The 22,484-nt window shown below is 71.0% G+C and carries 21 protein-coding genes and 3 tRNA genes; 15 read left to right on the top strand and 9 right to left on the bottom strand.

Going from position 1 to position 22,484, the window contains the following annotated elements; genetic code table 11:
* Positions 1-26: 26 nt before the first annotated feature.
* The 5 genes from SD460_RS04115 (at position 27) to SD460_RS04095 (ending at position 7,683) form a co-directional block, all read left to right on the top strand.
* Positions 27-1,289 carry a helix-turn-helix domain-containing protein gene (locus tag SD460_RS04115; protein WP_290050698.1) on the top strand — a complete coding sequence of 421 codons (1,263 nt, stop codon included), beginning with the start codon at positions 27-29 and terminating at the stop codon, positions 1,287-1,289.
* A gap of 18 nt (positions 1,290-1,307) precedes the next feature.
* The gene (locus tag SD460_RS04110) at positions 1,308-2,432 is read left to right on the top strand and encodes a sensor histidine kinase (protein WP_290050700.1); all 1,125 of its coding nucleotides are present in this window, start codon (positions 1,308-1,310) and stop codon (positions 2,430-2,432) included.
* Between the two features lie 157 nt (positions 2,433-2,589).
* Entirely contained in the window at positions 2,590-3,996 is a 1,407-nt protein-coding gene (locus SD460_RS04105; RefSeq protein ID WP_290050702.1) for a GlnX family signal transduction membrane protein, read from the top strand.
* Positions 3,993-4,967 (top strand): glutamate ABC transporter substrate-binding protein, encoded by a 975-nt coding sequence (locus SD460_RS04100; RefSeq protein WP_290050704.1) that lies wholly within the window; start codon positions 3,993-3,995, stop codon positions 4,965-4,967. The genes SD460_RS04105 and SD460_RS04100 overlap by 4 nt, the downstream gene beginning before the upstream one ends.
* Positions 4,968-5,022: 55 nt before the next feature.
* Positions 5,023-7,683 (top strand): serine/threonine-protein kinase, encoded by a 2,661-nt coding sequence (locus SD460_RS04095; protein WP_290050706.1) that lies wholly within the window; start codon positions 5,023-5,025, stop codon positions 7,681-7,683.
* A gap of 27 nt (positions 7,684-7,710) precedes the next feature.
* Here SD460_RS04095 and SD460_RS04090 read toward each other — a convergent pair whose 3' ends face one another.
* Entirely contained in the window at positions 7,711-8,304 is a 594-nt protein-coding gene (locus tag SD460_RS04090) for a PaaI family thioesterase (protein WP_290050708.1), read from the bottom strand.
* A gap of 279 nt (positions 8,305-8,583) precedes the next feature.
* Here SD460_RS04090 and SD460_RS04085 point away from each other — a divergent pair, with 279 nt between their 5' ends.
* Positions 8,584-9,876, top strand: a complete 1,293-nt coding sequence (locus tag SD460_RS04085) for an MFS transporter (protein WP_290050709.1) — start codon at positions 8,584-8,586, stop codon at positions 9,874-9,876.
* Between the two features lie 64 nt (positions 9,877-9,940).
* On the opposite strand, the gene SD460_RS04080 is transcribed toward SD460_RS04085, so the two are convergent.
* The 5 genes from SD460_RS04080 to SD460_RS04060 all read right to left on the bottom strand — a co-directional run bounded on the left by SD460_RS04080 (position 9,941) and on the right by SD460_RS04060 (position 12,916).
* Positions 9,941-10,195, bottom strand: a complete 255-nt coding sequence (locus SD460_RS04080; protein ID WP_290050711.1) for a hypothetical protein — start codon at positions 10,193-10,195, stop codon at positions 9,941-9,943.
* A 21-nt stretch (positions 10,196-10,216) separates the two neighbouring features.
* Positions 10,217-10,684 carry a hypothetical protein gene (locus tag SD460_RS04075; protein ID WP_318305929.1) on the bottom strand — a complete coding sequence of 156 codons (468 nt, stop codon included), beginning with the start codon at positions 10,682-10,684 and terminating at the stop codon, positions 10,217-10,219.
* A gap of 5 nt (positions 10,685-10,689) precedes the next feature.
* Complete coding sequence (locus SD460_RS04070; protein ID WP_318305928.1) at positions 10,690-11,241, bottom strand: SigE family RNA polymerase sigma factor; 552 nt, start codon at positions 11,239-11,241, stop codon at positions 10,690-10,692.
* A gap of 4 nt (positions 11,242-11,245) precedes the next feature.
* Positions 11,246-11,533 (bottom strand): hypothetical protein, encoded by a 288-nt coding sequence (locus tag SD460_RS04065; protein ID WP_290062664.1) that lies wholly within the window; start codon positions 11,531-11,533, stop codon positions 11,246-11,248.
* A gap of 171 nt (positions 11,534-11,704) precedes the next feature.
* On the bottom strand, positions 11,705-12,916 hold the full coding sequence (locus SD460_RS04060) for a L,D-transpeptidase (RefSeq protein ID WP_318305927.1): 1,212 nt from the start codon (positions 12,914-12,916) through the stop codon (positions 11,705-11,707).
* Positions 12,917-13,373: 457 nt separating this feature from the next.
* Here SD460_RS04060 and SD460_RS04055 point away from each other — a divergent pair, with 457 nt between their 5' ends.
* Entirely contained in the window at positions 13,374-13,577 is a 204-nt protein-coding gene (locus SD460_RS04055; RefSeq protein WP_003097368.1) for a cold-shock protein, read from the top strand.
* 87 nt (positions 13,578-13,664) lie between these two features.
* Here the strand turns inward: SD460_RS04055 and SD460_RS04050 are convergent, their stop codons facing one another.
* Positions 13,665-14,099: a hypothetical protein gene (locus SD460_RS04050; RefSeq protein WP_169734784.1), complete on the bottom strand. Its 435-nt coding sequence runs from the start codon at positions 14,097-14,099 to the stop codon at positions 13,665-13,667.
* Between the two features lie 638 nt (positions 14,100-14,737).
* Between SD460_RS04050 and SD460_RS04045 the strand changes: the two genes are divergently transcribed.
* The 8 genes from SD460_RS04045 to SD460_RS04010 all read left to right on the top strand — a co-directional run bounded on the left by SD460_RS04045 (position 14,738) and on the right by SD460_RS04010 (position 19,299).
* The gene (locus tag SD460_RS04045; protein ID WP_290062670.1) at positions 14,738-14,992 is read left to right on the top strand and encodes a hypothetical protein; all 255 of its coding nucleotides are present in this window, start codon (positions 14,738-14,740) and stop codon (positions 14,990-14,992) included.
* 149 nt (positions 14,993-15,141) lie between these two features.
* Positions 15,142-15,915, top strand: coding sequence for an SCO6745 family protein (locus SD460_RS04040; protein WP_318305926.1), 774 nt, complete (start codon positions 15,142-15,144; stop codon positions 15,913-15,915).
* 99 nt (positions 15,916-16,014) lie between these two features.
* A tRNA-Glu gene (locus SD460_RS04035) sits at positions 16,015-16,087 on the top strand.
* A gap of 21 nt (positions 16,088-16,108) precedes the next feature.
* Positions 16,109-16,182: transfer RNA gene (locus SD460_RS04030), tRNA-Asp, on the top strand.
* 31 nt (positions 16,183-16,213) lie between these two features.
* Positions 16,214-16,287 (top strand) — tRNA-Phe (locus SD460_RS04025).
* 343 nt (positions 16,288-16,630) lie between these two features.
* Positions 16,631-18,019 carry a hypothetical protein gene (locus SD460_RS04020; RefSeq protein WP_318305925.1) on the top strand — a complete coding sequence of 463 codons (1,389 nt, stop codon included), beginning with the start codon at positions 16,631-16,633 and terminating at the stop codon, positions 18,017-18,019.
* A gap of 110 nt (positions 18,020-18,129) precedes the next feature.
* A complete protein-coding gene (locus tag SD460_RS04015; RefSeq protein ID WP_290057524.1) occupies positions 18,130-18,480 on the top strand; it encodes a YciI family protein in 351 nt (116 codons plus the stop codon).
* Between the two features lie 33 nt (positions 18,481-18,513).
* On the top strand, positions 18,514-19,299 hold the full coding sequence (locus tag SD460_RS04010) for an arylamine N-acetyltransferase family protein (protein WP_290057523.1): 786 nt from the start codon (positions 18,514-18,516) through the stop codon (positions 19,297-19,299).
* On the opposite strand, the gene SD460_RS04005 is transcribed toward SD460_RS04010, so the two are convergent.
* Positions 19,293-21,617, bottom strand: a complete 2,325-nt coding sequence (locus tag SD460_RS04005) for a sensor domain-containing protein (RefSeq protein ID WP_290057522.1) — start codon at positions 21,615-21,617, stop codon at positions 19,293-19,295. The two genes, SD460_RS04010 and SD460_RS04005, sit on opposite strands and share 7 nt — an antisense overlap.
* A 44-nt stretch (positions 21,618-21,661) precedes the next feature.
* Complete coding sequence (locus SD460_RS04000) at positions 21,662-22,390, bottom strand: rhomboid-like protein (RefSeq protein WP_290057521.1); 729 nt, start codon at positions 22,388-22,390, stop codon at positions 21,662-21,664.
* Positions 22,391-22,484 lie beyond the last annotated feature (94 nt).

Below are 22,484 nucleotides of genomic sequence, written 5' to 3'. Positions count from 1 at the left end.
AGGAGGCAGAGCGCAAGGAGTGGCGGTTGGGTCAGCGAGACCTCGAGGCAGCGTTGCCGGCCGGGGCGGACCCCCGGCGGCACGCGCGTGTCCTCGCGCAGGTGCACGAGGCGGCGCTGGCCGGAAAAGCCCTGCCCAGCCGCCCGCGGTCCGTCATCGGCGCGTCCTGGCAACGGATGCGCCGGCTCGGCGTCGACCCGGACGGCCGCGCCCCCGCGCCCGTCCTGACCGTCGAAGAACTGGAAAGCCGCCGCCGCACGAGCGGGCTGGCCGAGGCGCTGCCGACCCTGCGCGGCGGCCTGCTGACCCTCGCCGAGCAGGCCGCGCACATCATGGTGATCGTCGACGCCGGCGGCAAGGTGCTCTGGCGCGAGGGCAGCGCCGCGGTCCGCCGCCGCGCCGACGGGCTCGGGTTCGTCGAAGGCGTCGACTGGCAGGAAGCGTCCGTCGGCACCAACGCGATCGGCACCGCACTGGTCGCGCGCCGCCCGGTGCAGGTCTACTCCGCCGAGCACTACGTCCGCGCCCAGCACTCCTGGACGTGCGCCGCCGCGCCGCTGCACGACCCGCGGGACGGCAAGCTCCTCGGCGTCGTCGACCTCTCCGGCCCGGCCATGACCGTCCACGCGACGACGTTGGCGCTGGTCGACGCCGTGACACGGCTCGCGCAGGCGCAGCTGCGCACCGCCCACCTCACCGAGCTCGAGCGCCTGCGTGGCTTCGCCGCCCCGGTGCTCGGCCGGGTCGGCGGGCCGGCCGTCGTGGCCGACGAACACGGCTGGGTCGCCGCGGCCGCCGGCCTCGCCCCGGTCGACCGGATCGCGCTGCCCACCGGCCTCAAGCCCGGCCGCGTCTGGCTGCCCGCGTACGGCAACTGCGCCGTCGAGCCGGTGCCCGGCGGCTGGCTGATCCGGCCGGCCGGCGACGAGGGCGCGCCGCCCACCCGGGTCGTGCTCGACGTCCGGTCGCCGCGCGAGCCCGAGCTGACCGTGGCCGGCGCGACCGGCACCTGGACGCACCGGCTCAGCCCGCGCCACGCCGAGATGCTGTACGTGCTGGCCAGCCACCGCGACGGCCGGTCGGCCTCCGAGCTGTCGGCCGACCTCTTCGGCGACGCCGGTCGCGCGGTCACCGTCCGCGCCGAGATGTCCCGGCTCCGACGGCACTTCGGCGGCATCCTCGACGCGAAGCCGTACCGCTTCGCCGACGACGTCGAGGTGCTGGTCCGGCGGCCGCCGACCGCCGAAGCCGTCCTCCCGCACTCCCTGGCTCCGGCGATCCGCGGCTGATCCGGCCAAGATGGGGGCGTGCCGAAACGTCCTCTGCTGCCGGACACCATCGCGCCGAGCTGGCTCGTGGTGCAGCTGCTCGGCACGCTCTTCTTCGCCGTGACGCTGCTCACCGCCCGCGAGTCCGACCCGGGCGTCTGGGCTGGCTACGGCGTCGCGAGCGCCGGCTGGCTCGGGTTCGTCGTCCTCGCGCCGAGGCTGCCGAAGACGGCCGCCGCGCTGCTCGCCGTCGCGAGCGCGGTGCCGGCGGCGCTCGTCGGCCGGGCCGGGGACTCCTCGGCGATCATCCTGTCCGCCATCGCGCTCGGCAGGCTCGCCACGCTCACCACGGTCGGCGTCGGCGTGATCCTCGGGGTCGGCTTGCTCGACATCGCCCTCGCGGTGACGTCGCACCTGCTCGCCGGGCGGAGCCTCGGCCAGGCGCTCGCCGAACCCGCCGTGCTGCTCCTGCTCGTCCTGGTCGGGCTCAACCGCCGCCAGTACGAGGTGCAGGCGAAGCAGGCCGAGGCACTGCTCGAACAGACGAAGCTCGCGCAGGCCGAGCACGCGCGGGCCGCCGCGCTCGACGAACGCACCCGGATCGCCCGCGAACTCCACGACGTCCTCGCGCATTCGCTGGGCGCGCTGGGGGTTCAGCTCGAACTCGCCGAGGCGCTGCTCGAAGAGAAGTCCGATGTGGACGGTGCGCTGCGGTCGGTCAAGCGGTCGCGCCGGCTCGCCGCCGACGGGCTCGCCGAAGCGCGTGACGCCGTCGCGGCGCTGCGCCGGGATGTCCCGCCGCTCGCCGACGTGCTCGCCGCGGTCGCCGCCGCGCACGCCCGCGACCACGGCGTGTCCGTCACCTTCGACACGGAGGGCGAACCGCGGCCGCTGCCGTCCGCGGTGGTCGTCGCGCTCGCCGGCTGCGCGCGGGAAGCGCTGACGAACGCGGGGAAGCACGCGCCGGGGGAGGACGTCGAAGTGTGGCTGCGCTACCTGTCCGAGGCCGTCCGGCTCGACGTCCGCAATGCCCTCGGTGTCACTCGAACAGGTGAAGGTTTCGGGCTCGCCGGGATGCGGGAGCGGCTCGCGCTGGCCGGTGGCACTCTGGAAGCTGGTCCCGGCGGTGGTCAGTGGCGCGTCCTGGCGGAAGTTCCGGCGTGAGATCACGTGCTGGTGACAGCGGGCGGTGCCAGTGCCCGTGCGTGCGGCGACTCGGCTACCTTCTGCGGGTACCGCTTCACAGCGCTTTTCGGGGGTTCCGGGTGGCGAAGCCCCCGGCTGGGGGCGGAGCCCCCGGATGACAGGGGAGGAATCGGGGATGACCAGCACTGCGACGGCCCCGGGTCCGACGGCGCCCGCGCCGGGACCCCCGCCGCCGCCACCGGACGGCGGGGGACGCAACGGGCTGCTGGGGCTGCTGGACCTGCCGGGACAGGGTGTCCGCGCGGTCGTCCGGTCCGCCGCGACGACTCCCGGCCGCCTCACCGTCATCGCCGTCGGGCTGGTGCTGCTGTCCCTCCTCGCCGGGCTGGCCGCGACGCTGTCGGTGCAGGACCGCGACGACACCATCACCGGCGTCATCGACCACCGCGAGCCGCTCGCCGCCGCCGCGCAGCAGGTCTACCGCTCGCTCTCGGACGCCGACGCGACCGCCGCGAGCGCGTTCCTCTCCATCGGCACCGAACCGCCGGAGCTTCGCCAGCGCTACGAGCGCGACGTCGCCGAAGCCGGCGCCGCGCTCGCGAAGGCCGCCTCGGACGCTTCCGACGTCGCCGCCGCGGCCACCCCGGTCGACGTCCTCAACCAGTCGCTGCCCGTCTACACCGGGCTCGTCGAGACGGCCCGCACGAACAACCGCCTCGGCTACCCGGTCGGCGCGTCCTACCTCCGCGAGGCCTCCGAGCTGATGCGGGCGAAGATCCTGCCCGCCGCGCAGGACCTCTACCGCGTCGACACCGAGCGGCTGATCGACGAACAGGACAGCGCCACCGGGTTCCCGTGGCTCGCCACGATCCTGGTGGTCGCGCTGCTGGCCGCGCTCATCGCCGCGCAGGTGTACCTGACCCGGCGCACGAACCGGCTGCTCAACGTCGGGCTCGTCGTCGCGACGGCCGCCGTCGTGGTCTCGCTGCTGTGGGGCGCGGTCGCGCTGGTCGTGCAGGGCAGCCTGGTCGGCAGCGGCCAGGACGACGGCTCACACCGCGTCGACGTGCTGGTCCGCGCGCGCATCGCCGCGCTGCAGGCCCGTGCCGACGAAACGCTGACGCTGGTCGCCCGCGGCGACGGCGCCGCCTACGAGAAGGACTTCGGCACCAACGCGGCCCAGCTCGTCGGCCCGGACGGCCAGGGCGGGCTGCTCGGCGAAGCCCGCGGTCTCATCCAGGACGGCGAAGGCGCCGCGAAGGTCGCCGACGCGACGAAGGCCGCGAACGACTGGCTGAAGGCGCACAAGGAAGTCCGCGCACAGGACGACGCCGGCCAGTACCAGGAAGCCGTCGACTTCGCCGTGCTGGAGGACAAGACCGACGGCTCGGCCCCGGCGTTCCGGCGGCTCGACGACAGCCTTCAGGCGGCCATCGACGTCGGCAGGCAGGAATTCCTCGACGACACCCACAGCGGCGACCGCGCGCTGACGATGCTGGCCCCCGGCCTGGCCGTGCTCGCGATCGTCGCCGCGGCGGGTGTCACCATGGGGATCCGGGAGCGACTGAGGGAGTACCGGTGAGCAGGCGGCGGAACACGGTCCGGGCGGGCGTGCTGGCGGTCGTCGCGCTGCTGGCGGCGTCCTGCGGCAGCCCCGGGAAACCGGTCGACCCGGCCCCGGTCGGCAACGCGGCCTGGCCGCAGCCCGCGCACGTCGGCGGTCCGGACGCGGCGGCCGGCGGTGGCAGCGACACCAGCTGCAACCCGCTGGCCAGCCTGCAGCCGGACCGGGGCACGTCGGTCTTCGACGGCTCGACCATGGCGAAGATCAAGGAACGCGGCAAGCTCATCGCCGGCGTCGACCAGACCACCTACCTGTTCGGCTTCCGCAACCCCACCTCGGGCAACCTCGAGGGCTTCGACATCGACCTCGTCAACGAGATCGCCCGCTCGATTTTCGGCGCGCCCGAAGGCCGCGTTCAGTTCCGCGCGATCACGTCGGGGCAGCGCCAAGACGTGCTGATGCAGCACCAGGTCGACATCGTCGTGCGGACCTACAGCATCACCTGCGCGCGTAAGAAGGACGTCCAGTTCTCTTCCGTCTACTACGTCTCCGGGCAGCGGCTGCTGGTGACGAAGGAGTCGAAGGCGACCAAGCTGGCCGACCTGAGCGGCAAGAAGGTGTGCGCGGCGAAGAAGTCGACGTCGCTGGCGAAGATCGCGACGGACCCCGCCAAGCCGGTGGCGATCTCGGTCGACAACTGGTCGGACTGCCTGGTGATGCTCCAGCAGGGCCAGGTCGACGCGGTTTCGACCGACGACACCATCCTCGCCGGGATGGCCGCGCAGGACCCGACACTGCAGGTCGTCGGCGACCAGTTCACGCAGGAGAACTACGGCATCGGCGTGCCGAAGGACAACGAGGACATGGTCAAGTTCGTCAACGCCGTGCTCGAGAACGTCCGCAACAGCGGTGCCTGGCAGAACAGCTACCGCCACTGGGTCGAGTCGTCGCTGGGGCCGGCTTCACCGCCGCAGGCGCAGTACCAGTGAGCGGACCGCGACTAGGATCGGTTCCCGCACGTCGCCGGGGATCTGGGAGGTAGCAGTGTCGGAGGAACCGCGCCGTCCTCGGCACGCCGCGCCGGACGACGAAAAGCAGCCGGCCACGCCGGGCAGCAGCTGGCAGCCGCCGCCACCGGTGCGGTGGGAGACGCCGGAGCCGTCGATCTCCGGCCGCCTCGACGACGGCGAGCCGTCCCGGGGCGAGCCGTCCCGCGGCGAAGAGACCGTCTTTCACGCACCCGTGCGCCGTCCGCCGACCCCGCCGCGCGGCGCGCCGATCCCGGGTGCGGACGACCCGACCAAGCCGCCGGGCAGCATGAACCCCGTCGTGCCGCCGGTCCAGCCGGCGCGGACGCCGTCCGTCCGACCGCCGCAGCCCGACGAGCCGCAGCTGACGAGCGTGCTCGCGTCCCCGGCGCCGGAAACCCAGAGCATCATGCCGCCGGCACCGCGGCCCGACACCGGCCCCGGCACGCCGCTGCCCGACCCGGGCACCGAAAGCGTGCTGCCCGAACGCAGCAGCGAAGGACGGCACACCGGAACCGGCACCGGCACGGGAACCGGCAGCGGCTCGGACTCGCGGTCCGGCTCGTTCCCCGGCACCTCGCGGCGGACGTCCTCGCGGACATCGCGGTCGCGCCGCGGCCGGCTCGGCGCCGGGCTGGTCGAGGTTCCGCCGGTGCCCGCGCGCGACCCCGCGTCGGCGGTGCTGACGAACCCCGTGGTGTCGGAGGAAAAGCGCTTCTGCGGCAACTGCGGCGCGAAGGTCGGCCGCGGCAAGGACGGCAAACCCGGTTCGCCGGAAGGGAAGTGCGAGAACTGCGCCACGCCGTTCTCGTTCCTCCCGAAGCTGCAGCCGAACGAACTCGTCGGCGGCCAGTACGAAGTGCTCGGCGCCATCGCCTACGGCGGGCTCGGCTGGATCTACCTGGCGCAGGACCACAACGTCAGCGACCGCTGGGTCGTCCTCAAAGGACTGATCGACACCGGTGACGCGACGGCGATGGCGGCCGCGGCCAACGAGCAGCGGTTCCTCGCCGAGGTCGAGCACCCGAACATCGTCAAGATCCACAACTTCGTGCAGCACCCGGACGCGCACAGCGGCACGACCGTCGGCTACATCGTCATGGAGTACGTCGGCGGCCAGTCGCTGCGGCAGCTCGCGCTGGCGCACCACCGGGAAAGCCGCCGCCCGGAGCCGTTGCCGATCGGCCAGGTCATCGCGTACGGGCTGGAAATCCTGCCCGCCATGGGCTATCTGCACAGCCAGGGCCTGCTCTACTGCGACCTCAAGCCGGACAACGTCATCCAGACCAACGAGCAGCTGAAGCTGATCGACCTGGGCGCGGTCCGCCGCACCGACGACTACGAGAGCCCGCTGTTCTTCACCACCGGTTACAGCGCACCGGAACTGCCGACGCAGGGCGCCTCGGTCGCGTCGGACCTGTTCACCGTCGGGCGCACGCTCGCCGTGCTCAGCTTCGAGTTCACCGGCTACACCACCAAGTTCAAGACGACGCTGCCCGGCCCGGACGCGGTCCCGCTGTTCGCGCTCTTCGGTTCCTACCACCGGTTCCTGCGACGCGCGACGCACGCCGACCCGGACCGGCGGTTCCTCACCGCCGAGGAGATGGCCGACCAGCTCACCGGGGTGCTGCGAGAGATCATGGCGCTCGGCACCGGCAAGCCGCGGCCCGGCGCGTCCACCGTGTTCGGCCCGGAGACCCGCACGTTCGGCGTCCAGCTGGTCGTGCCGGAGGCCGGCGCCAGCGTGCCGCTGCCCGGGGCCGACGAGGTCGTCGCCGGCCTGCCGATCCCGCAGGTCGACACGGACGACCCGGCCGCCGGCGTGCTCGCCACGACCACCACGCTCGAACCGCGCGGCGCCATCGAGGCCCTCTCGGGCGCGCCGCGGGAGTCGATCGAGGTCCGGCTCCGGATCGTGCGCGCCCGGATCGAGCTGGGCGAGCTGGCGGAGGCGCAGCGGCAGCTGCAGGCCGCGCAGTACCTGGCGATCAAGAACGGGTTCCCGCACGACTGGCGGATCGACTGGTACCGCGGCCTGATCGAGCTGGCCGGCGGCCGCTCGCGGGTCGCGCACGTCGCGTTCGAAGCGGTGTACGACGACCTGCCCGGCGAGGCCGCACCGAAGCTCGCGCTCGGGGTCAGCGCCGAAGGCGTCGGCGACTACTTCGCCGCCGCGCGGTTCTACGAGCTGGTCTGGCGGACCGACCGCACCTACGTCAGCGCCGCGTTCGGCCTCGCCCGCGTGTACCTGGCGCAGGGGGCCCGCTCGAGCGCGGTCGAGGTGCTCGAGACCGTGCCGCCGTCGTCCACCCACTACGTCGACGCGCAGGTCGCCGCGATCAAGATCAAGACGACGGTGACCAAGGCCAAGGGCCGCGAGACCCCGGTGACCGAGCACGACCTGCTCGACGCGTCGGCCCGGCTCGAACGGCTCCGCCTGGACATCGAGCGCCGCACCCGGCTCACCGCGAACGTGCTCGAAGCCGCGCACGAATGGCTCAAGGGAGGACGGCCGACGCCGGGCGCGCGGGTCCTGGGCTGCGCGCTCGAGGAGCGTGAGCTGCGGTTCGGCCTGGAGCGGTGCTACCGGGCCCTGGCGCGGCTGGCCGGCACGGTCGAGCAGCGCGTCGAGCTGGTCGACCGGGCCAACGCGATCCGCCCCCGCACCCTCACCTGAGCGTCACTTTCGGTACGAAAGTGACGCTCAGGGGTTGATCTCCCAGTCGCGTTCCGCGCGTTCGCGCTGGTTCTTCTCGTGCTGCGCGGCCAGCTTCTCCAGCGCCTCGGGGTCGCCGTGGGTGCTGAAGTGCTCGAAGCCGACGACGACGAACAGCGCGCGGGCGCTGACCGCGATCCGGCCGTCCTCGGCGTCGAGGCGGCCGTCCGCGCTGACGTAGATCTTGCGGCCGGCGATGCCGTCCAGCCGGGTCTCGATGTACAGCGTCGAACCGACCGGGACCGGACGGCGGAAGTCCGTCTCGAGCTTCCCGGTCACCGCCGGGCGGCGCATCAGGTTGCCGACCGCCGAGCCGAGGGCCTCGTCGAACGCGCAGGCCAGCAGGCCGCCGTGGGCGAGGCCGGGCGCGCCCTGGTGGGCGGCGGTGACGGTGAACCGCGAGCGCACGACCTGGCCTTCGCCGACGGTCGAGCGCAGGTGCAGCCCCGCGTCGGCCTCGTCGCCGCACCCGAAGCATTCCGCGAAGTGGACACCGAGCTCGGTGCCCGGCGCCGGCGCCTTGGGGTGCGGGACCGCGGGCTCCACCGCCACCGGCGGCCAGGGTTGAGAAACACGACTCATGCGCTGACGTTAACCGGCGAGTAGGCCGGGGTCGCGTCCGGCCCGGCCGGGGTACCGGGGACCTACATCTCTCAGTAGCCGGAAAGTTCCCCACCGTAGAAGATTGGCGGCTCAGACTGCCGACCTGCGAAACCCGGTCAAGACTGGGCCGATGAGCTCGAACGGCCCAGTGGGCACTGTGCGGAGGAGGACGTCGCCGGCATGAGCGAACCAGCAGCAACGACGGACAAACCGACAGCGGACGAGAGAACCGTCAAACGGGCCGTCTGGGCTTCGGCCATGGGCAACGCGACCGAGTGGTACGACTACGGCGTCTTCACCTCGGGCGCGATCGCCACCAGCATCGGCACGCTGTTCTTCCCCGGGGAAGGCAACGCGGTCCTCAAGTCGCTGGCCCTGCTCGCGGTCGGGTTCATCGTGCGGCCGTTCGGCGGGGCGTTCTTCGGCCCGCTCGGCGACAAGCTCGGCCGCAAGCGGGTCCTCGCCATCACGATCCTGCTGATGTCGGGCTGCACCTTCCTGGTCGGCGTCCTGCCGACGTACTCCGGCGGCTACAGCATGGGCATCGCGGCCCCGATCGCGATCCTGCTGCTCCGGATCATCCAGGGCTTCTCGACCGGTGGTGAATACGGCGGAGCGGCGACGTTCATCGCCGAGTACTCACCGACGAAACGCCGTGGCTTCTTCGGCAGCTTCCTCGAACTCGGCACGCTGGCCGGCTACGTGCTCGGCAACCTGGTGGTGCTGTCGGTGACGCTGTCCTTGTCGGCCGACCAGGTCGACGCCTGGGGCTGGCGGATCCCGTTCTTCGTCGCGCTGCCGCTCGGCCTGATCGGGCTCTACCTGCGGAACAAGCTCGAGGACACCCCCGAGTTCCGCCGGATGGAGGCCGCGGGCGAAGCCCCGAAGAAGGCGCCGCTGAAGGAGATCTTCGTCCGCAACTGGCGGATGATCCTCAACCTGATCGGCATCGTGCTGCTGCTGAACGTCGCGGACTACCTGCTGTTGACGACGATGCCGACGTACTTCACGGACACGCTGAAGATCAACGACAACACGTCGACGCTGATCATCATCGCCGTCGAAGTCATCCAGATGGCGATCATCATCCCGCTCGGCGCGCTGTCCGACCGGATCGGCCGGAAACCGCTGCTGCTCACCGCGGCCATCGGGTTCCTGGTGCTGAGCTGGCCGAGCTTGAAGCTGATGCAGTCCGGGAGCATCTTCTGGCTCTTCGTCGGCTTCCTGATCGTGGCGCTCCTGCTGGTGCTCATGCTCGCCGTGATCGGCTCGACGTTCCCGGCGATGTTCCCGACGCGGGTGCGCTACGGCTCGTTCGCGATCGGCTACAACATCTCGACGTCGCTGTTCGGTGGTACGTGCGGTGTCATCGTGACGGCGTTGATCAAGAGCACCGGCAACGAGGACTGGCCGGCGTACTACCTGATGGCGGCGGCGCTGATCGCGATCATCCCGATCATCAAGATCCCGGAGACCTCGCAGGTGCCGATGGAACAGATCGACACCGAAGACAACACGGGAAAGCTGACCTCCGCGGCCGCTCAGCGCTGAACGACCGCCGGACAGACGTGTGCCCCGCCCGGATCACCGGGCGGGGCACACGTGTGCGCTGGGGTCAGTTCGCTTCGTTCCGAGGAGTGAAGCGCTTGCGGGACCAAGCGGCGAGCGAGCCCGCGATGACGACAGCGATTCCGGTTTCGACGATCAATGCGGCGAGCACCATGTGCTTCCTCCTCGGTTTCTCGGGCCGGCGGCGAAGCGTCCGGCTGAGCAGTTGTCCGGCGTCCGATCGGAACACCACAGGGCATATCGCCACGGGCAGCTCGGGTATTTCGTCGGAAACCCACCATCGCGCGGTGATCTGCGCCACGTGCCCTGAGCTGCGGAAACGCTAGCGGGACGTGCTCGCCACCGGCGGTTGCGGGACCGTTTCGGTCGGCTCCGAGGAGGGACGGGTGGTGCTCGGCGCCGACCGCTGCGTCGCCCGGCCCGCCGACGGCGGCTGCGGGGCCCGCGTGGCGCGCGCCGGCGTGCGGCCCGGCTCGGCCGTGGGCGGCCCGATCGACGTCGGCGGGGCGACCTCGGGCGACGGCGCGGGGGAGCTGGTGCCGATCGTGGACAGTCCCGGGCCGGCGGGCTGCACCGGCTCCGGCGGCCCGGCGCGGTGACCGGCCAGGAAACCGGCCACCGCCAGGACGACCGCCGTCGCGGCCGAGGTGCTCGCCACGGCGAGCCGCTTGCGCCGCCGCCGGACCCGGCCGCCGCGCTCGATCACGTCGGCGGCTTCGAGGCGCATCGGCGGCTGCGCGCCACCGGCCGCGCCGGTCAGGTACGCGCGGACGTCGTCTTCGGGGTCCATGTTCGTCACCTCCCCTCTGTGGTCGCGCTGAAGGTCAGCGCGTAGTGCGGGCCGAGCCGGTTGCGCAGCGTCGCCAGGCCGCGGGAGGCCTGGCTCTTCACCGTGCCGGTGCTGCAGCCGAGCGCCTTCGCCGTCTCCTCGACGCTCAGGTCCTCGAAGTACCGCAGCACCAGCACGGCGCGCTGCTTCGGAGCCAGTACGGCCAGAGCCTGCCGGACGAGTTCGTCCTGGTCGCTCGCGGCCGGTCCCGCCGGGAGCTCCGGCGGGGTGTCGGTGAGCCGCTCCCGCTTCCACCTGCTGCGCCGGTGCTCGGCGAGGAACGTGCGGAGCACGACCTTGCGGGCGTAGGCGTCCAAGGCGTCGTGGCGCGACAGCCTCGGCCAGGCGAGGTACAGCTTGAGCAGCGCGGCCTGCGTGAGGTCCTCGGCCTGGTGCCAGTCCCCGCAGAGCAGGAAGGCGGTCGACCGCAGGCTGTGCGCGCGCTCGCCGAAGTACCGGGCGAACTCGCCGTCCCACGGCGAGCCCGGCCCGGTCGACGGACGGGAGCGGGAGATCACCTGGTTACCGGGCCACCTCGATGGCCGGCAGGTGCAGGTCACCGGTCGGGCCGGCGGGCACGGCACGCGGAACGCGCGGCGCCTGCGCCGGGCGGGCGGCCCGGGTCGTCTCACGCGGCGCCGGAGCGGCGGACGGCGGCTGCGGGGCGCGGGTGGCCGTCGGGACCGCGGACGGGGCCTCAGTGGGCCGCGCGGTGGTCGGGGGCGCCTGGTCGGCCAGCGCGATGCCACCGGACAGGGCACCACCGGCGAGCACGAGCGCGCCGAGGGTCAGGGCGATGCGGATACGCAAGACAGCTCCTCTTCTCGCGGACGCGACCGGGATCGTCGCGCCTCTGCCCGTACTCATGCGGTGGGTGCGCGCCGGGGTTGCATCGGATTCTGGGGAAAACACCGCGGCGAAACACGAACGGCCGGGAAGCCCGCGATGGACTTCCCGGCCGCCCGGTCCTCCTCAGTGGCTTCAGCCGGCGAGGGCCGACAGCTTCTGCCAGCTCGCCCAGTCGTAGGTCCAGTCGCTGTAGTCGCCGTCCTTGGCGGTCAGCGTCTGCGTGCTGCCGGTGATCTCCACCGGGTCACCGGTGAGCACGCCGTCGTAGTACTCCTTCGCCCGCGCCGGCGACAGGTTCAGGCAGCCGTGCGAGACGTTCTTCTTGCCCTGCGCCCAGACCGACGCCGCCAGGCCGTGGATGAACTCGCCGTTGTTGGAGATCCGGACCGCCCACGGCACCACGACGTTCTCGTAGTGGTACTTCGGGTTGCTCATCGCGTACGTGGCCTGCTTGCCCATCACGACGTGGACGCCGCTGTGCGTCACGCGGCCCGGGTCGGAGTCGAGGCCGTAGCTCACCGGGTAGTCGGCGATCTGCTGGCCGTCGCGGATCACCTGCATGGTGTGCTGCGTGGTGTTGCCCTTGACGATCTGCGAGCGGCCGATCGCGAAGGTGGCCGACACGTCCTGCTTGCCGTAGGTGCCCTCGCCGATCTTGACGCCGTAGATCTTGGCGTTGACCTTCACCTGCGTGTTCGGCTTGAAGTACTCCTTCGGCCGCCAGTGCACCGAAGTGTCGCCGTTCAGCCAGGCCCACGAGCCCTCGGTCTTCGGTGTCGTCTCGACCGACAGCGCCTTCTCGACGGACGCCTTGTCGGTGACGCGGCTCGGGAAGGTCAGCGCGATCGGCATCGCGATGCCGTACGTCTGGCCGTCCCCGACGTTCAGGCTCGCCGACATCTGGCGCTTCGGCTTGACGGTGGTGAACGCGCCCCCGATGGCGACGTTCTTGCCGTCGGCGCCCTGCACCTGGCCGGACCAGGTGTAGGTCTTGCCGTAACCGAGCTGCTCGGTGGTGTTCCAGCTCTTCTTGTCCGCCGACGCCTGGCCCTGGACCTGCTTGCCGTCCGGGTTCGTCAGCGTGACCGACAGGATGGTGCCGTCGGCGACCTGGACCCCCACCGGCTCGCCGGGCGCCACGTCCTGCGCGCCACCGGCCGGCGTCACCGTCAGCTTCGCGGGCTGCGCGGAGGGCGCGGGAGAAGCCGTCGGGCCCCCGCCCGACGAGCCGCTCGCCGACACCGTCGGTTCGCTGCTGCACGCCCCCAGCGCGAGCACCGCGACCAAGCCCAGAACCACTGCCGCGCCCCGGCGCCGCGTGGAAGTCCTCACCGTCACACCCATTCCCCTTTGCCCCATTTGGTGCCTCCCCCCTTCGAGACGCCTCGCGGACCACCGACGTTGAGCAAGAGTCACGTGACGAGGGTCACAATGGTCGGCGCGGGCTTTCACGGAGGGGGCACGGGCGACTCCGAGCCGTATCCGGTGATCACGGTGTCGCCGCGCTGCGCCAGACTAGCCGGTGGGTCCGACAGAACCGGGCGCGAGCCCTACGACGTTCCGGTGACCTTGGTGCGCAGAGCCGGTTTTCGCCTCGATCACGGGGTTCAACTTTGGCCAGATCCCGGTAGTCTGCTCTCAGGCCGTCGTTTTGCGTGTTCGTGGCTTCACACTCGCGGAACTTCTGACGCGAGCCATGGAGCCGAACCGCTCTTGACTCGTCTCGTTGGAACCGCCCGGGACGGTCGGGGTGCCGCTTCGGTGGCATTCGAAGCGGATCTGTGTAACGAGGAGTACAGCGGTGGCGCAAGGCACTGTGAAGTGGTTCAACGCGGAGAAGGGCTTCGGCTTCATCGCGCAGGACGGCGGCGAAGGCGACGTGTTCGTTCACTACTCGGAGATCGAGGGGCGTGGCTTCCGCACCCTCGAAGAGAACCAGCGAGTGGAGTTCGAGGTCGGCCAGGGTCAGAAGGGCCCGCAGGCCCAGAAGGTCCGCGCGATCTGACAAACAGGCCCTCTGCGTTCCAAGGCCTGAGTGAAGGGCCCCTGGCGATTCGTCGCCGGGGGCCCTTTCTCATGGGTGCCGCGTGGTTCAGCGGCGCCCGAGGGCTGGCGCTTCGAAGGCGTCGGCGGGGAAGTGGAACTCGTCGGTGAGGTCGGTGAGGTCACCGGTCTGCTGGCGCTGGTCCTGCAGCGAGGACGCCTGGCCTTCCCAGTTGAGCCGCTCGAGGATCCACTCCTGAGCGAGCGCCTGGGGCGAGATGTCCCGCTCGGCGGCGATGTCCTTCAGCTGCTGGTTGGCGATGAGGCTCATCCGGAGCTGGATGACCTGCGCCTCGCCGAAGCGCTTGCCGGTCCCGGTGCTCTCGTTGTCGGCATCGGGCGCCAGCGCGGCGAGGTAGGAGGTGAGTTCCTTGTCCTCGACGACACCGTCGTCCGCCGGCTTGGCGGCACCACGGTGGCGTCCGGAGGACGCGGCTTTGAGGTTCGTCCGGCTGCTCAAGCGGCCAAGGGAGGGAAGAGGCACGTCAGCCACGATAACGGTTAGGTCTCGCCACACAAACCACTGTGAGCCACGACACGCCCCCGAATTTCCCCAATCAGACCAACCGCCCCCCATTCAGCCCAGTCAAAGAGAGTCGATTCGAGACAGAGCGCAATACCCCAATAACGCAACGAATCGATCAAGAAAAACCACGGCGATCTGAAGGGGGCGAGGGCGCCCAGCGCCCGAGGCGGACCACGCCGCCAAGCCGAGCCGAGGGCACCGTGGGGGCTCCGGGGGCTCGGCCCCCGGGCAATACAACGGAATGAACGGGCCCGCGGAAGGCGGAGCCTGAGCAGGGCCCGGAAATGGAGGACCCCCGCGCCAGGGGGAGGAACGCGGGGGTCGGAGGGGATCTCCACAGGCGCTGACCGGGGGTGTGTCAGCACCTCGATTGTTGCACGACTTGCTGGCCGGGGCGAGTGGAGAGCGGGAAATTTCCGCGTGAGGTGTCACTTCGCGGTGGGTGACGTTCGTTCGGGTGGTGCTGTTCTCCGGCCTTGCCGATTGCGCTGCGTTGAGCGGAGCGTGGCCTCAGGTTCACTCTCCGGGGGGCTGTGTGTGGCGGCCGGCGCTGGTTAGCCTCGCGGCCAAGCTGTTGTGAGCCGTGTGGAGGAGCTATGAGCGGGTCTGTTGAAGTGCGGCAGTTCCTCCTTCGGTACGAAGGTGCCGATGGGGGGAGTGCTCCGTTCGCCGGGGCGTTGCCGGCGCAGCGCAGTGGGTCCGGTGACGCGCAGCGAGTGTCCGACGATCAGGTTCGGCGGGCGCGGCTGGCGGTCGCGGCCGGGGCGTTGGACGTGGACGACTGTGTTCAGTTGCTGGAGATGCTGGGGCTGAACCTCGATGACGACGGGCAGGCGCCGGTTCAGCGGTGAGCCGGTGGGTCCGGTGTCGGCGCCGGGCCCTTCCCGTGATGTTCTCGCAGGTTGAACGTCTTTCTGGGGATTAATTGGCAGGTCTTTCCCCGTTCTTTGACGCAGGTTTCGTAACAGTGTTACGTTAGCTGGGTCGAAAGGGGACGGACATGACGACGGCGAACCGGATCAGGCCGGTGGTGCAGGTGCTCGGGGGCGCGTTCATGACCTCGCCGGAGCTGGCGGCGGTCGAGGCGGAGGCCGGGCTGCCGCCGCGGTCGCTGTACCTGCGGGGGCGGTCGGCGGTGCTCGGGGACGTGCCGCCGAAGGTGGCCGCGGAGCTGTTCGGGATCTTCCCGCACTGGCTGTTCGACTTCGTCCTGCCGGCGGCGACGGCGACCGTCGACGCGCCTGCCGCCGTCCGCGCCTACGCGGAGTCATCGGCTCGGTGGTCGCGCGTCAACCTTTCGGCCGTACCGGAACCCGGCCGCCTGGCCGAGTTGTTGTTCCGCGTCGTCGACGCCGCGGACGCCAGCGGGCTGGCGCTCTTCGCCGGCTGGAAGAACGCCGACCGGCCCGAGGGGGACGTCGAGCGCCTCGGCTTCGCGCTGATGGTCTTCCGCGAGCTGCGCGGCGGGCTGCACTTCGCGGCGCTGCGGGCGCTGGGCGTGACGGTGCCCGAGGCGGTCGTCGCCGACCCCGAGGGCGGGCGCGCGCGGCTGCTGCGCACCGCGTGGCCGGAGGACGCCGCCGACGCCCTCGTCGCCGCGGCTGCGCGCAAGCCGGACCTCCGTGACCGGTGGCGCGCCGCCGAGGCGCTCACCGACGAGCGGATCGACGAACTGCTCGGGTCCGCGCTGTCCGAAGGGGAGCTGGCCGAGTTCGAGCGGCGATTGACGGAACTCGCGGCGTTTGCGCAGGTCCCAGCCTCGGCGAGGGCTTAAGGAACCCCCTGTGCAAAGCGGTGGTGGCGTGCCCTATGCTTGTAATCGCTCCCAGGGGGACCTGAGAGCGCGGTCGGTCGGTCACCCGAAACCGACCGGGCTCCCATCGTTCAGTGGCCTAGGACTCCGCCCTTTCAAGGCGGCAACGCGGGTTCGAATCCCGTTGGGAGTACGCAGTATAGTAGTAATGCAAGGCCCTGTGGCGCAGTTGGTTAGCGCGTCGCCCTGTCACGGCGAAGGTCGCGGGTTCGAGTCCCGTCAGGGTCGCAAGATCGTTCGGCTCCTTGCCGGCGTTCCCGGCCAGGTAGCTCAGTTGGTACGAGCGTCCGCCTGAAAAGCGGAAGGTCGCCGGTTCGACCCCGGCCCTGGCCACCGTTCGAAGAAGCCGTCTTGACTCCGGTCAAGGCGGCTTTCTTGTGTTTGACGAACAGCCGGGCGCTAGGCTGGAAGCTCGCTGCGTGCAGCGACGTCCCCGGCGGCCGCGAGCCGGCCGGGGAACAACCTCGTGCGTGGGGGATGTCCTCATGTGGAGGCAAGTGCAGGAGACGGCCGTGGTGCCGTCGCCGGTTGGTGCTGGTGACGGACGTGACGGGGCGAGGGACCCGGCGGTGCTCCGGGTCCGGCCCTCCGGTCTCTTCCTGGGCGGCGATCCCCATTACGTTCGACGAGGGGATCGTTCTGCCCTAAGCTCGGGCCGTCGGGGGGAAACGATTTCATGCTCGTCGTCGTGCAACTGCCGCTGGTCGATCTCCGGTTGCTGGCTTCGTTTCCCACTGGGCGGCTCACTTCTCCGCATTGGCCGGATCCGGTCAGCGACGACGAGTTCGTGCGCGACGCCGGCCCGATCCGGGATCGGCGGCGCGGGGGCATTTCCGACTGGTCCGGGGAAAGGGCCTTCTGCGACGCGAGGAACTTCGCCCGGTTCGTCGCCGCGGAGCCGCCGTCGCTGCGGGACGGCACGCGGATCACCCCGGTGTTCCGCCGGCTCTACTCCTCCGGTGTCTCCGCCCGGCTCGACTTCGGGTTCGACGTCGACGAGCGCCGCCGCGCCCGGCTGACCGCGGAAGCCCTGCGGGACATCGCGCTGGACTGCCTGTCCGTGAAGGTGCGCTGTGCTCCCGCCGGCGCCGGACGCGCGCTGGGCGACAGCGGGAAACCCCTGGCCCGGCGGTTCATCGAGGTCTCCACGACCAAATCCTTCAGCGCGCCGGGCGACCTGGTGGTCGGCGGGCTCCCCGCGGTGCTGGCGGAACCTTCCGCGAGCGTGCACCCGGACGTGCGGAGCCGGCGCTTCGACAGCACTTCCGTCAACGGGTACCAGGTGGAGTCCGGCGCGAAGATCATCCCCGTCTGGTCGGTGGTCACCGGCGCCGTCGCGGACCGGGCGCGCGCCCGGCAGATCCGCGGCAACCTCTGGCGGTTGCACGCCGAACGGGAATCGCTGCGCGGGGTCATCCGGGCCTGGAACAGCGCACCGGAAACGTTCTCGGAAGAAAAGCTGAAGAGCTTCCTCGCCGCCCAACTGAAAATCCTGGTACCGAGGCAGCGGGGCGGGTTCGACCAGTCTTCCGCATTGGCCTTCGCCGAAAACTGCGAAGAACTGGCCTCCCCGGCCGTCCTGCGCGGCCTGCGGTCGGAACTGCTGGGGCAGAGCAAAGGCATCCTCAAAAGCCTTGACCTGCTGATCGAGCGAACCGCGCGGCTCCCGGAAAGCGCGACCGGCAGGCACATCAGGATCACCTACGTCGACAAGAGGGTCATCGACATGAGCAGCAACGACAAGTACGAGATCAGCGCGCCGGTGTCGAACAGCGTGATCGGCCGGGACAACAAGGTCGAAGGCAACACCTGGACGGTCGGCGGGAAGGACGACGCGCTCCGCGAGCTCGCCGAGGCGATCGAGCTGATGAAACCCCGGCTCGACGCGGAAGAGGCGGCGGAGGTCGACGAAGCGCACGCGGTGATCGCCGACGGCAAGAGCGAGCCGGGCCTCCTCAAGAAGGCGGCGAAGAAGATCCTGGGTGTGGCCACCTTCGCGGGCGAGGTCGGCGCGCCGGTCGTCGAGGCGGTGCGGAAGGTGCTGGCCGCCCTCGGTCTCGCCTGATTAGGCCGAACGAGTGAACCGCGAAGAGCCATGTCCGGACTCGGGAGCCGGCCACGACCCACCGGCGAAGGCAGCCCACCGGGGGCCGCCACCCGAACCGGGGAGCTGACATGCGCTACCTCCTGACCCTCCACATGAACCCCACCCTCTGGGCCACCCTCACCGACGAGCAGAAGAACGGCGTCTACGAAGGACACGGCGACTTCATCAAGCTCGTCACCGAGTCCGGCGAGATGGTCGAGACCAAAGCCCTCGCCGAAGCGGCCGACACCAAGACGGTCACCGTCCGGGACGGCAAGGCGCACACCGCGGACGGCGGGTTCGTCGCGTCCGAAGCGTTCCTCTGCGGCTACTACGTCGTCGACGTCGACAGCGAGGCGCGCGCGGTCGAGCTGGCCGCCAAGATCCCGGACGCGCAGTACACCGCCGTCGAGGTCCGGAAGGTCGTGCACGAGGGTTGACCTCGATCGAGGTCGAGGGTGCACGCTGGACCCATGACCGATGAATGGGGCATCGACGCCGTCGATCTCGACGCCTACCTGGCGCGCACCGGGCAGCAGCGCCGCCCGCCGTCCGAAGCGGCGTTGCGGGAACTCATGCGGGGGCACGTCGGCGCGATCCCGTTCGAGAACGTCGACGTCGTTCTCGGGCAGCACCAAGGGATTTCACTCGACGTCGTGAGCGCCAAGCTCGTCGGGCGGCGGCGGGGCGGCTACTGCTACGAACAGAGCGGCCTCTTCGCCGCCGTCCTCGAGCGGCTCGGCTACACCGTGCACCGGCTTTCCGCACGCGTCCAGCCGCGGCGGCCCGGGCCGTACACGCACATGACGCTCGTCGTGGACGTCGACGGCCGGAGCTTCCTCGCCGACGTCGGGTACGGGGCCGGGATCCTCGACCCGATGCCGCTCGTGGACGGCGCCGAAGTCGACCAAGCCGGCTGGCCGCAGCGGCTCAAGCACGAAGCCGGCTGGTGGACGCTGCAAAAGGACGGCGAGGACATCCTCGAGTTCCGGCTCAACGGGATGCACCCCATCGACTACGAGGTCTTCCACCACTACACGTCGACGCACCCGAAGTCACCGTTCACCGGACGGCTCGTGATCATGACGCTCGAACCGGGCGTCAGCCGGCGGCTCCTCGGCCGCGAACTCACCGTCGAAAAACCCGGTGGCCACCGCGAAACCACCACCGTCGCACCCGGCGAGCTCGACGCCACCCTCAAGGACCTCGGCATCGAGCTCACCGCGGCCGAACTCGAGCGGCTGCTGGAGACCTACTGACCGAACAGTTCGGCCGCCGCGACCGGGCGGCCGAGGTGGTAGCCCTGGGCCTGGTCGCAGCCCAGGGAGCGGAGCAGGTCCACCTGCTCCGCGGACTCCACGCCTTCGGCGATCACCGTCAGGTCGACGGCGTGGGCCATCGCGATGATGCTCGTGACGATCGCCGCCGCGTCGCGGGATTCGGCGATGCCGGTGATGAACGAGCGGTCGATCTTGAGGGTGTCCAGGGTCAGCCGCCGCAGCTGGGCCAGTGACGAATAGCCGGTGCCGAAGTCGTCGATCGCCAGGAGCACGCCCAGCGATCGGAGGGAGGCCAGCACTTCCGCGGCCGCTTCCTGGTCGCGCATCAACGCGCTTTCGGTGACCTCCAGGCACAGCGCGCCGGCCGGCAGGCCGGTGCTCGCCAGCGCGTCCTGGACCGCCGGCACCAGGTGCGGGTCGTCGAGCTGGCGGGCCGACAGGTTCACCTTCAGCGTCAGGTCCAGACCATCGCAGGTGCGCCGCGCGGCGAGCTCGCGGGTCGTCGCGCGCAGCATCGCCTTGCCGATCACGTTGATCAGGTCGCTCTCCTCGGCGAGCGGGATGAACTCCACCGGCGAGATCGCGCCCTGCCGGGGGTGCGTCCAGCGCAGCAGGGCCTCGACCGCGACCATCTCGCCGGTCTTCAGGTCGACCACCGGCTGGTAGGCGGGCCAGAGCTGGCCGTCGTGGACCGCGTCGCGCAGGTCCTGCTCCATCCGCAGCCGCCGCTGCATGCGCTCGCGCAGGCCGACGTCGAAGAAGTGGTGCCGGCCCCGGCCGAGCGTCTTCGCCTGGTACATCGCGATGTCCGCGTCGCGCAGCAGGTCCTCCGCGCTGCGGTCGTCGGCGCCGCCGACGAGGACGACGCCGATGCTGGCGTCGAGGTGCAGCTGCCTGCCGAGCACGCCGATCGGCTCGGCCAGCGCGGCCCGCAGGTGCTCGGCCAGCGCGCGGACTTCGGCGGGCTCGGTGACTTCGCCGGTGACCACGACGAACTCGTCGCCGCCGAGCCTGCCGACCAGGTCCTCGCGCCCGGAGCTGCGGCGCAGGCGCTCGCCGACGATCCGCAGCACCTGGTCGCCGACCGGGTGCCCGAGCGAGTCGTTGATGACCTTGAACTTGTCCAGGTCGAGGAACAGCACCGTGAGCGCGCCGCGGCCGCGGACGTCGAGCCGGTCGAGGACCAGGGTCCGGTTCGCCAGCCGGGTGAGCGGGTCGTGGGTCGCGTCGTGGGCCAGCCGCGCGCTGATCGCGCGGGTCTCGGTGATGTCGGTGAACGTCGTGACGACGGCCCGCGCCGTCGGGTCGTCCGGGTCGAGCAGCCGCGACGTCAGCGACACCCAGACGTCCCGCCCGTCCGGCCGGCGCAGGCGCACGACCAGGCCGTTGTGCGTGACGCCGGTCCGCCGCGACTGCACCGACGGCATCTCGTCCGGCGGGATCCAGTGCCCGGACTCGGTGAACAGCACCAGCGTGTGGCACGGGACGCCGATCAGGTCGGGCTCGGGCACGCCGAGGATCCGGCACGCGGCCGGGTTCGCCGCCTCGATCAGCCCGGTCGAGCCCATCACCAGCACGCCTTCGTCGAGCGACGCGACGACCGTGCGGTAGTTCTGCTCGGCCCGCCGCCGCGCGGTCTCGTCGGAGCAGACGAGCACGTAGCCGTCTTTCATCTCAGCTGCCGAAACGCGGACCGTGAGGGGAGCGCCGTCCCGCCGCCGGTGCACCGCCTCGGCGACGCCGCCGCCGCGCCGGATGGCCGCCAGGTCCAGCGACGCGCCGACCAGCTCGCTCGCGCGCCGCCCGACGGCCTCGGCCGCGGTCCAGCCGTACACCGCTTCGGCGGCCGGGTTCCAGCTGGTCACGACGCCTTCGCCGGTGGTCGCGATCAGGGCGTCGCTGACGTGCGACACCAGCGCGGCCTGGTAGCGGAGTGCGTCCGCGGCCGCCTTCTTCGCCGTGATGTCCCGCATGACGACCTGGTACGCGGCGGTGCCCCGCAGGCGCACCACGACCGTCTCGACGGCGAACTTGCTCCCGTCCAGCCGGGACATCAGCGCTTCGACGGGCTCGCTCGCCTGCCCGGGCTCGGTTAGTCCTTCGAGCTTCCCGGCCAGCTCGGCCTGCGAATCCTCGGCGACGAAATCGGCGAACCGCCGCCCGACGACCTCGGCGGTGCCGCGCGCGGCGAACGTCTCGAGGGCGGCCCGGTTGGCGTAGGTGAGGACACCGTGCTCGTGGACGCAGATCGCGTCCGGACTCAGCTCGACCAGCTCGGTGAGCGAGTCAGCCTCCATGAGCGTCCGTCCGTCCCCCGTGCATCGCGGCTGTGGCCCGTCGATTACACCACCGACTCCGACGCCTGCCTACCCGCCGCGGCGCGCAGCCGCGGACCCCAGAACAGCAGTCCGAAGTGCGCCGCGAACGCGTGGCCGAGCAGCGTGACGACCGAATCGAGGCTCGCCGGGTCGTCGCCGAGCCAGATCACCGCGATGAACGCCTCCACCGTCGCCAGCGCGACGAGCCGCGCCCGGCCACGCAGCAGGAACACCAGCGCGCCGGCTGTGGTGAAGAAGCCGTAGCTGACGCCGATGTCGAGCCAGTGCCCGGCCGAGTCCGGCAGGACGTGCGCGCTGATCAGCGCCATCACCGGCAGCTCGGTGACCAGGGTGGCCAGCACGTGCCCGGAGAAGAACACGGTCGCCGCGCGGCGGGCGCCGAACCGGCGTTCCAGCGGGGCGACGGCGATCGCGAAGATCACGACGTAGGCGAGCCAGCCTTCGTCGGAGAGCCAGAGCGCGCTGGTCAGCAGCGAGGTCAGCGGCCGCCGCCAGAGGTTGTGGGCGTCGGTGCTGGACAGCCGGAGCAGCCGCTCGGTCAGCGCCGGGTCGGCGAACTTGAGCACCAGCGTCGTGCCGAGCAGCAGGGTCAAGTAGCCGAAGGTGAACGGCGTCGCCTTCGGATTCGGGATGAACCGGACGAATCGCCGCACGCTGAAGCGGTGGGAGACGGCGATCGCGGGGAGCGGCCGTCCGGCTTTCAGCAGCATGGACTGAGCTTCGCCGGTCATGCTGGGAGTATCACGAGTGCCAGCTTAGAAAACGCTGTGGTTGTCACTCACCGTCAGATCACGCGACGGGAAAGAGATTTTTACCAGTTCCTCA

Origin of the sequence: Amycolatopsis solani, assembly GCF_033441515.1 — a bacterium.
In the GTDB taxonomy this organism is placed as follows: domain Bacteria; phylum Actinomycetota; class Actinomycetes; order Mycobacteriales; family Pseudonocardiaceae; genus Amycolatopsis; species Amycolatopsis solani.
This window is presented reverse-complemented; position numbering and strand designations above follow the sequence as displayed.

Bases quoted from the DNA above. Each gene is read 5' to 3' on its own strand.
- SD460_RS04105 (WP_290050702.1), top strand. From the start codon at position 2,590: ATGACCAGCACTGCGACGGCCCCGGGTCCGACGGCGCCCGCGCCGGGA.
- SD460_RS04090 (WP_290050708.1), bottom strand. From the start codon at position 8,304: ATGAGTCGTGTTTCTCAACCCTGGCCGCCGGTGGCGGTGGAGCCCGCG.
- SD460_RS04085 (WP_290050709.1), top strand. From the start codon at position 8,584: ATGGGCAACGCGACCGAGTGGTACGACTACGGCGTCTTCACCTCGGGC.
- SD460_RS04075 (WP_318305929.1), bottom strand. From the start codon at position 10,684: ATGGACCCCGAAGACGACGTCCGCGCGTACCTGACCGGCGCGGCCGGT.
- SD460_RS04060 (WP_318305927.1), bottom strand. From the start codon at position 12,916: ATGGGTGTGACGGTGAGGACTTCCACGCGGCGCCGGGGCGCGGCAGTG.
- SD460_RS04045 (WP_290062670.1), top strand. From the start codon at position 14,738: ATGAGCGGGTCTGTTGAAGTGCGGCAGTTCCTCCTTCGGTACGAAGGT.
- SD460_RS04040 (WP_318305926.1), top strand. From the start codon at position 15,142: ATGACGACGGCGAACCGGATCAGGCCGGTGGTGCAGGTGCTCGGGGGC.
- SD460_RS04020 (WP_318305925.1), top strand. From the start codon at position 16,631: ATGCTCGTCGTCGTGCAACTGCCGCTGGTCGATCTCCGGTTGCTGGCT.
- SD460_RS04015 (WP_290057524.1), top strand. From the start codon at position 18,130: ATGCGCTACCTCCTGACCCTCCACATGAACCCCACCCTCTGGGCCACC.
- SD460_RS04010 (WP_290057523.1), top strand. From the start codon at position 18,514: ATGACCGATGAATGGGGCATCGACGCCGTCGATCTCGACGCCTACCTG.
- SD460_RS04005 (WP_290057522.1), bottom strand. From the start codon at position 21,617: ATGGAGGCTGACTCGCTCACCGAGCTGGTCGAGCTGAGTCCGGACGCG.
- SD460_RS04000 (WP_290057521.1), bottom strand. From the start codon at position 22,390: ATGACCGGCGAAGCTCAGTCCATGCTGCTGAAAGCCGGACGGCCGCTC.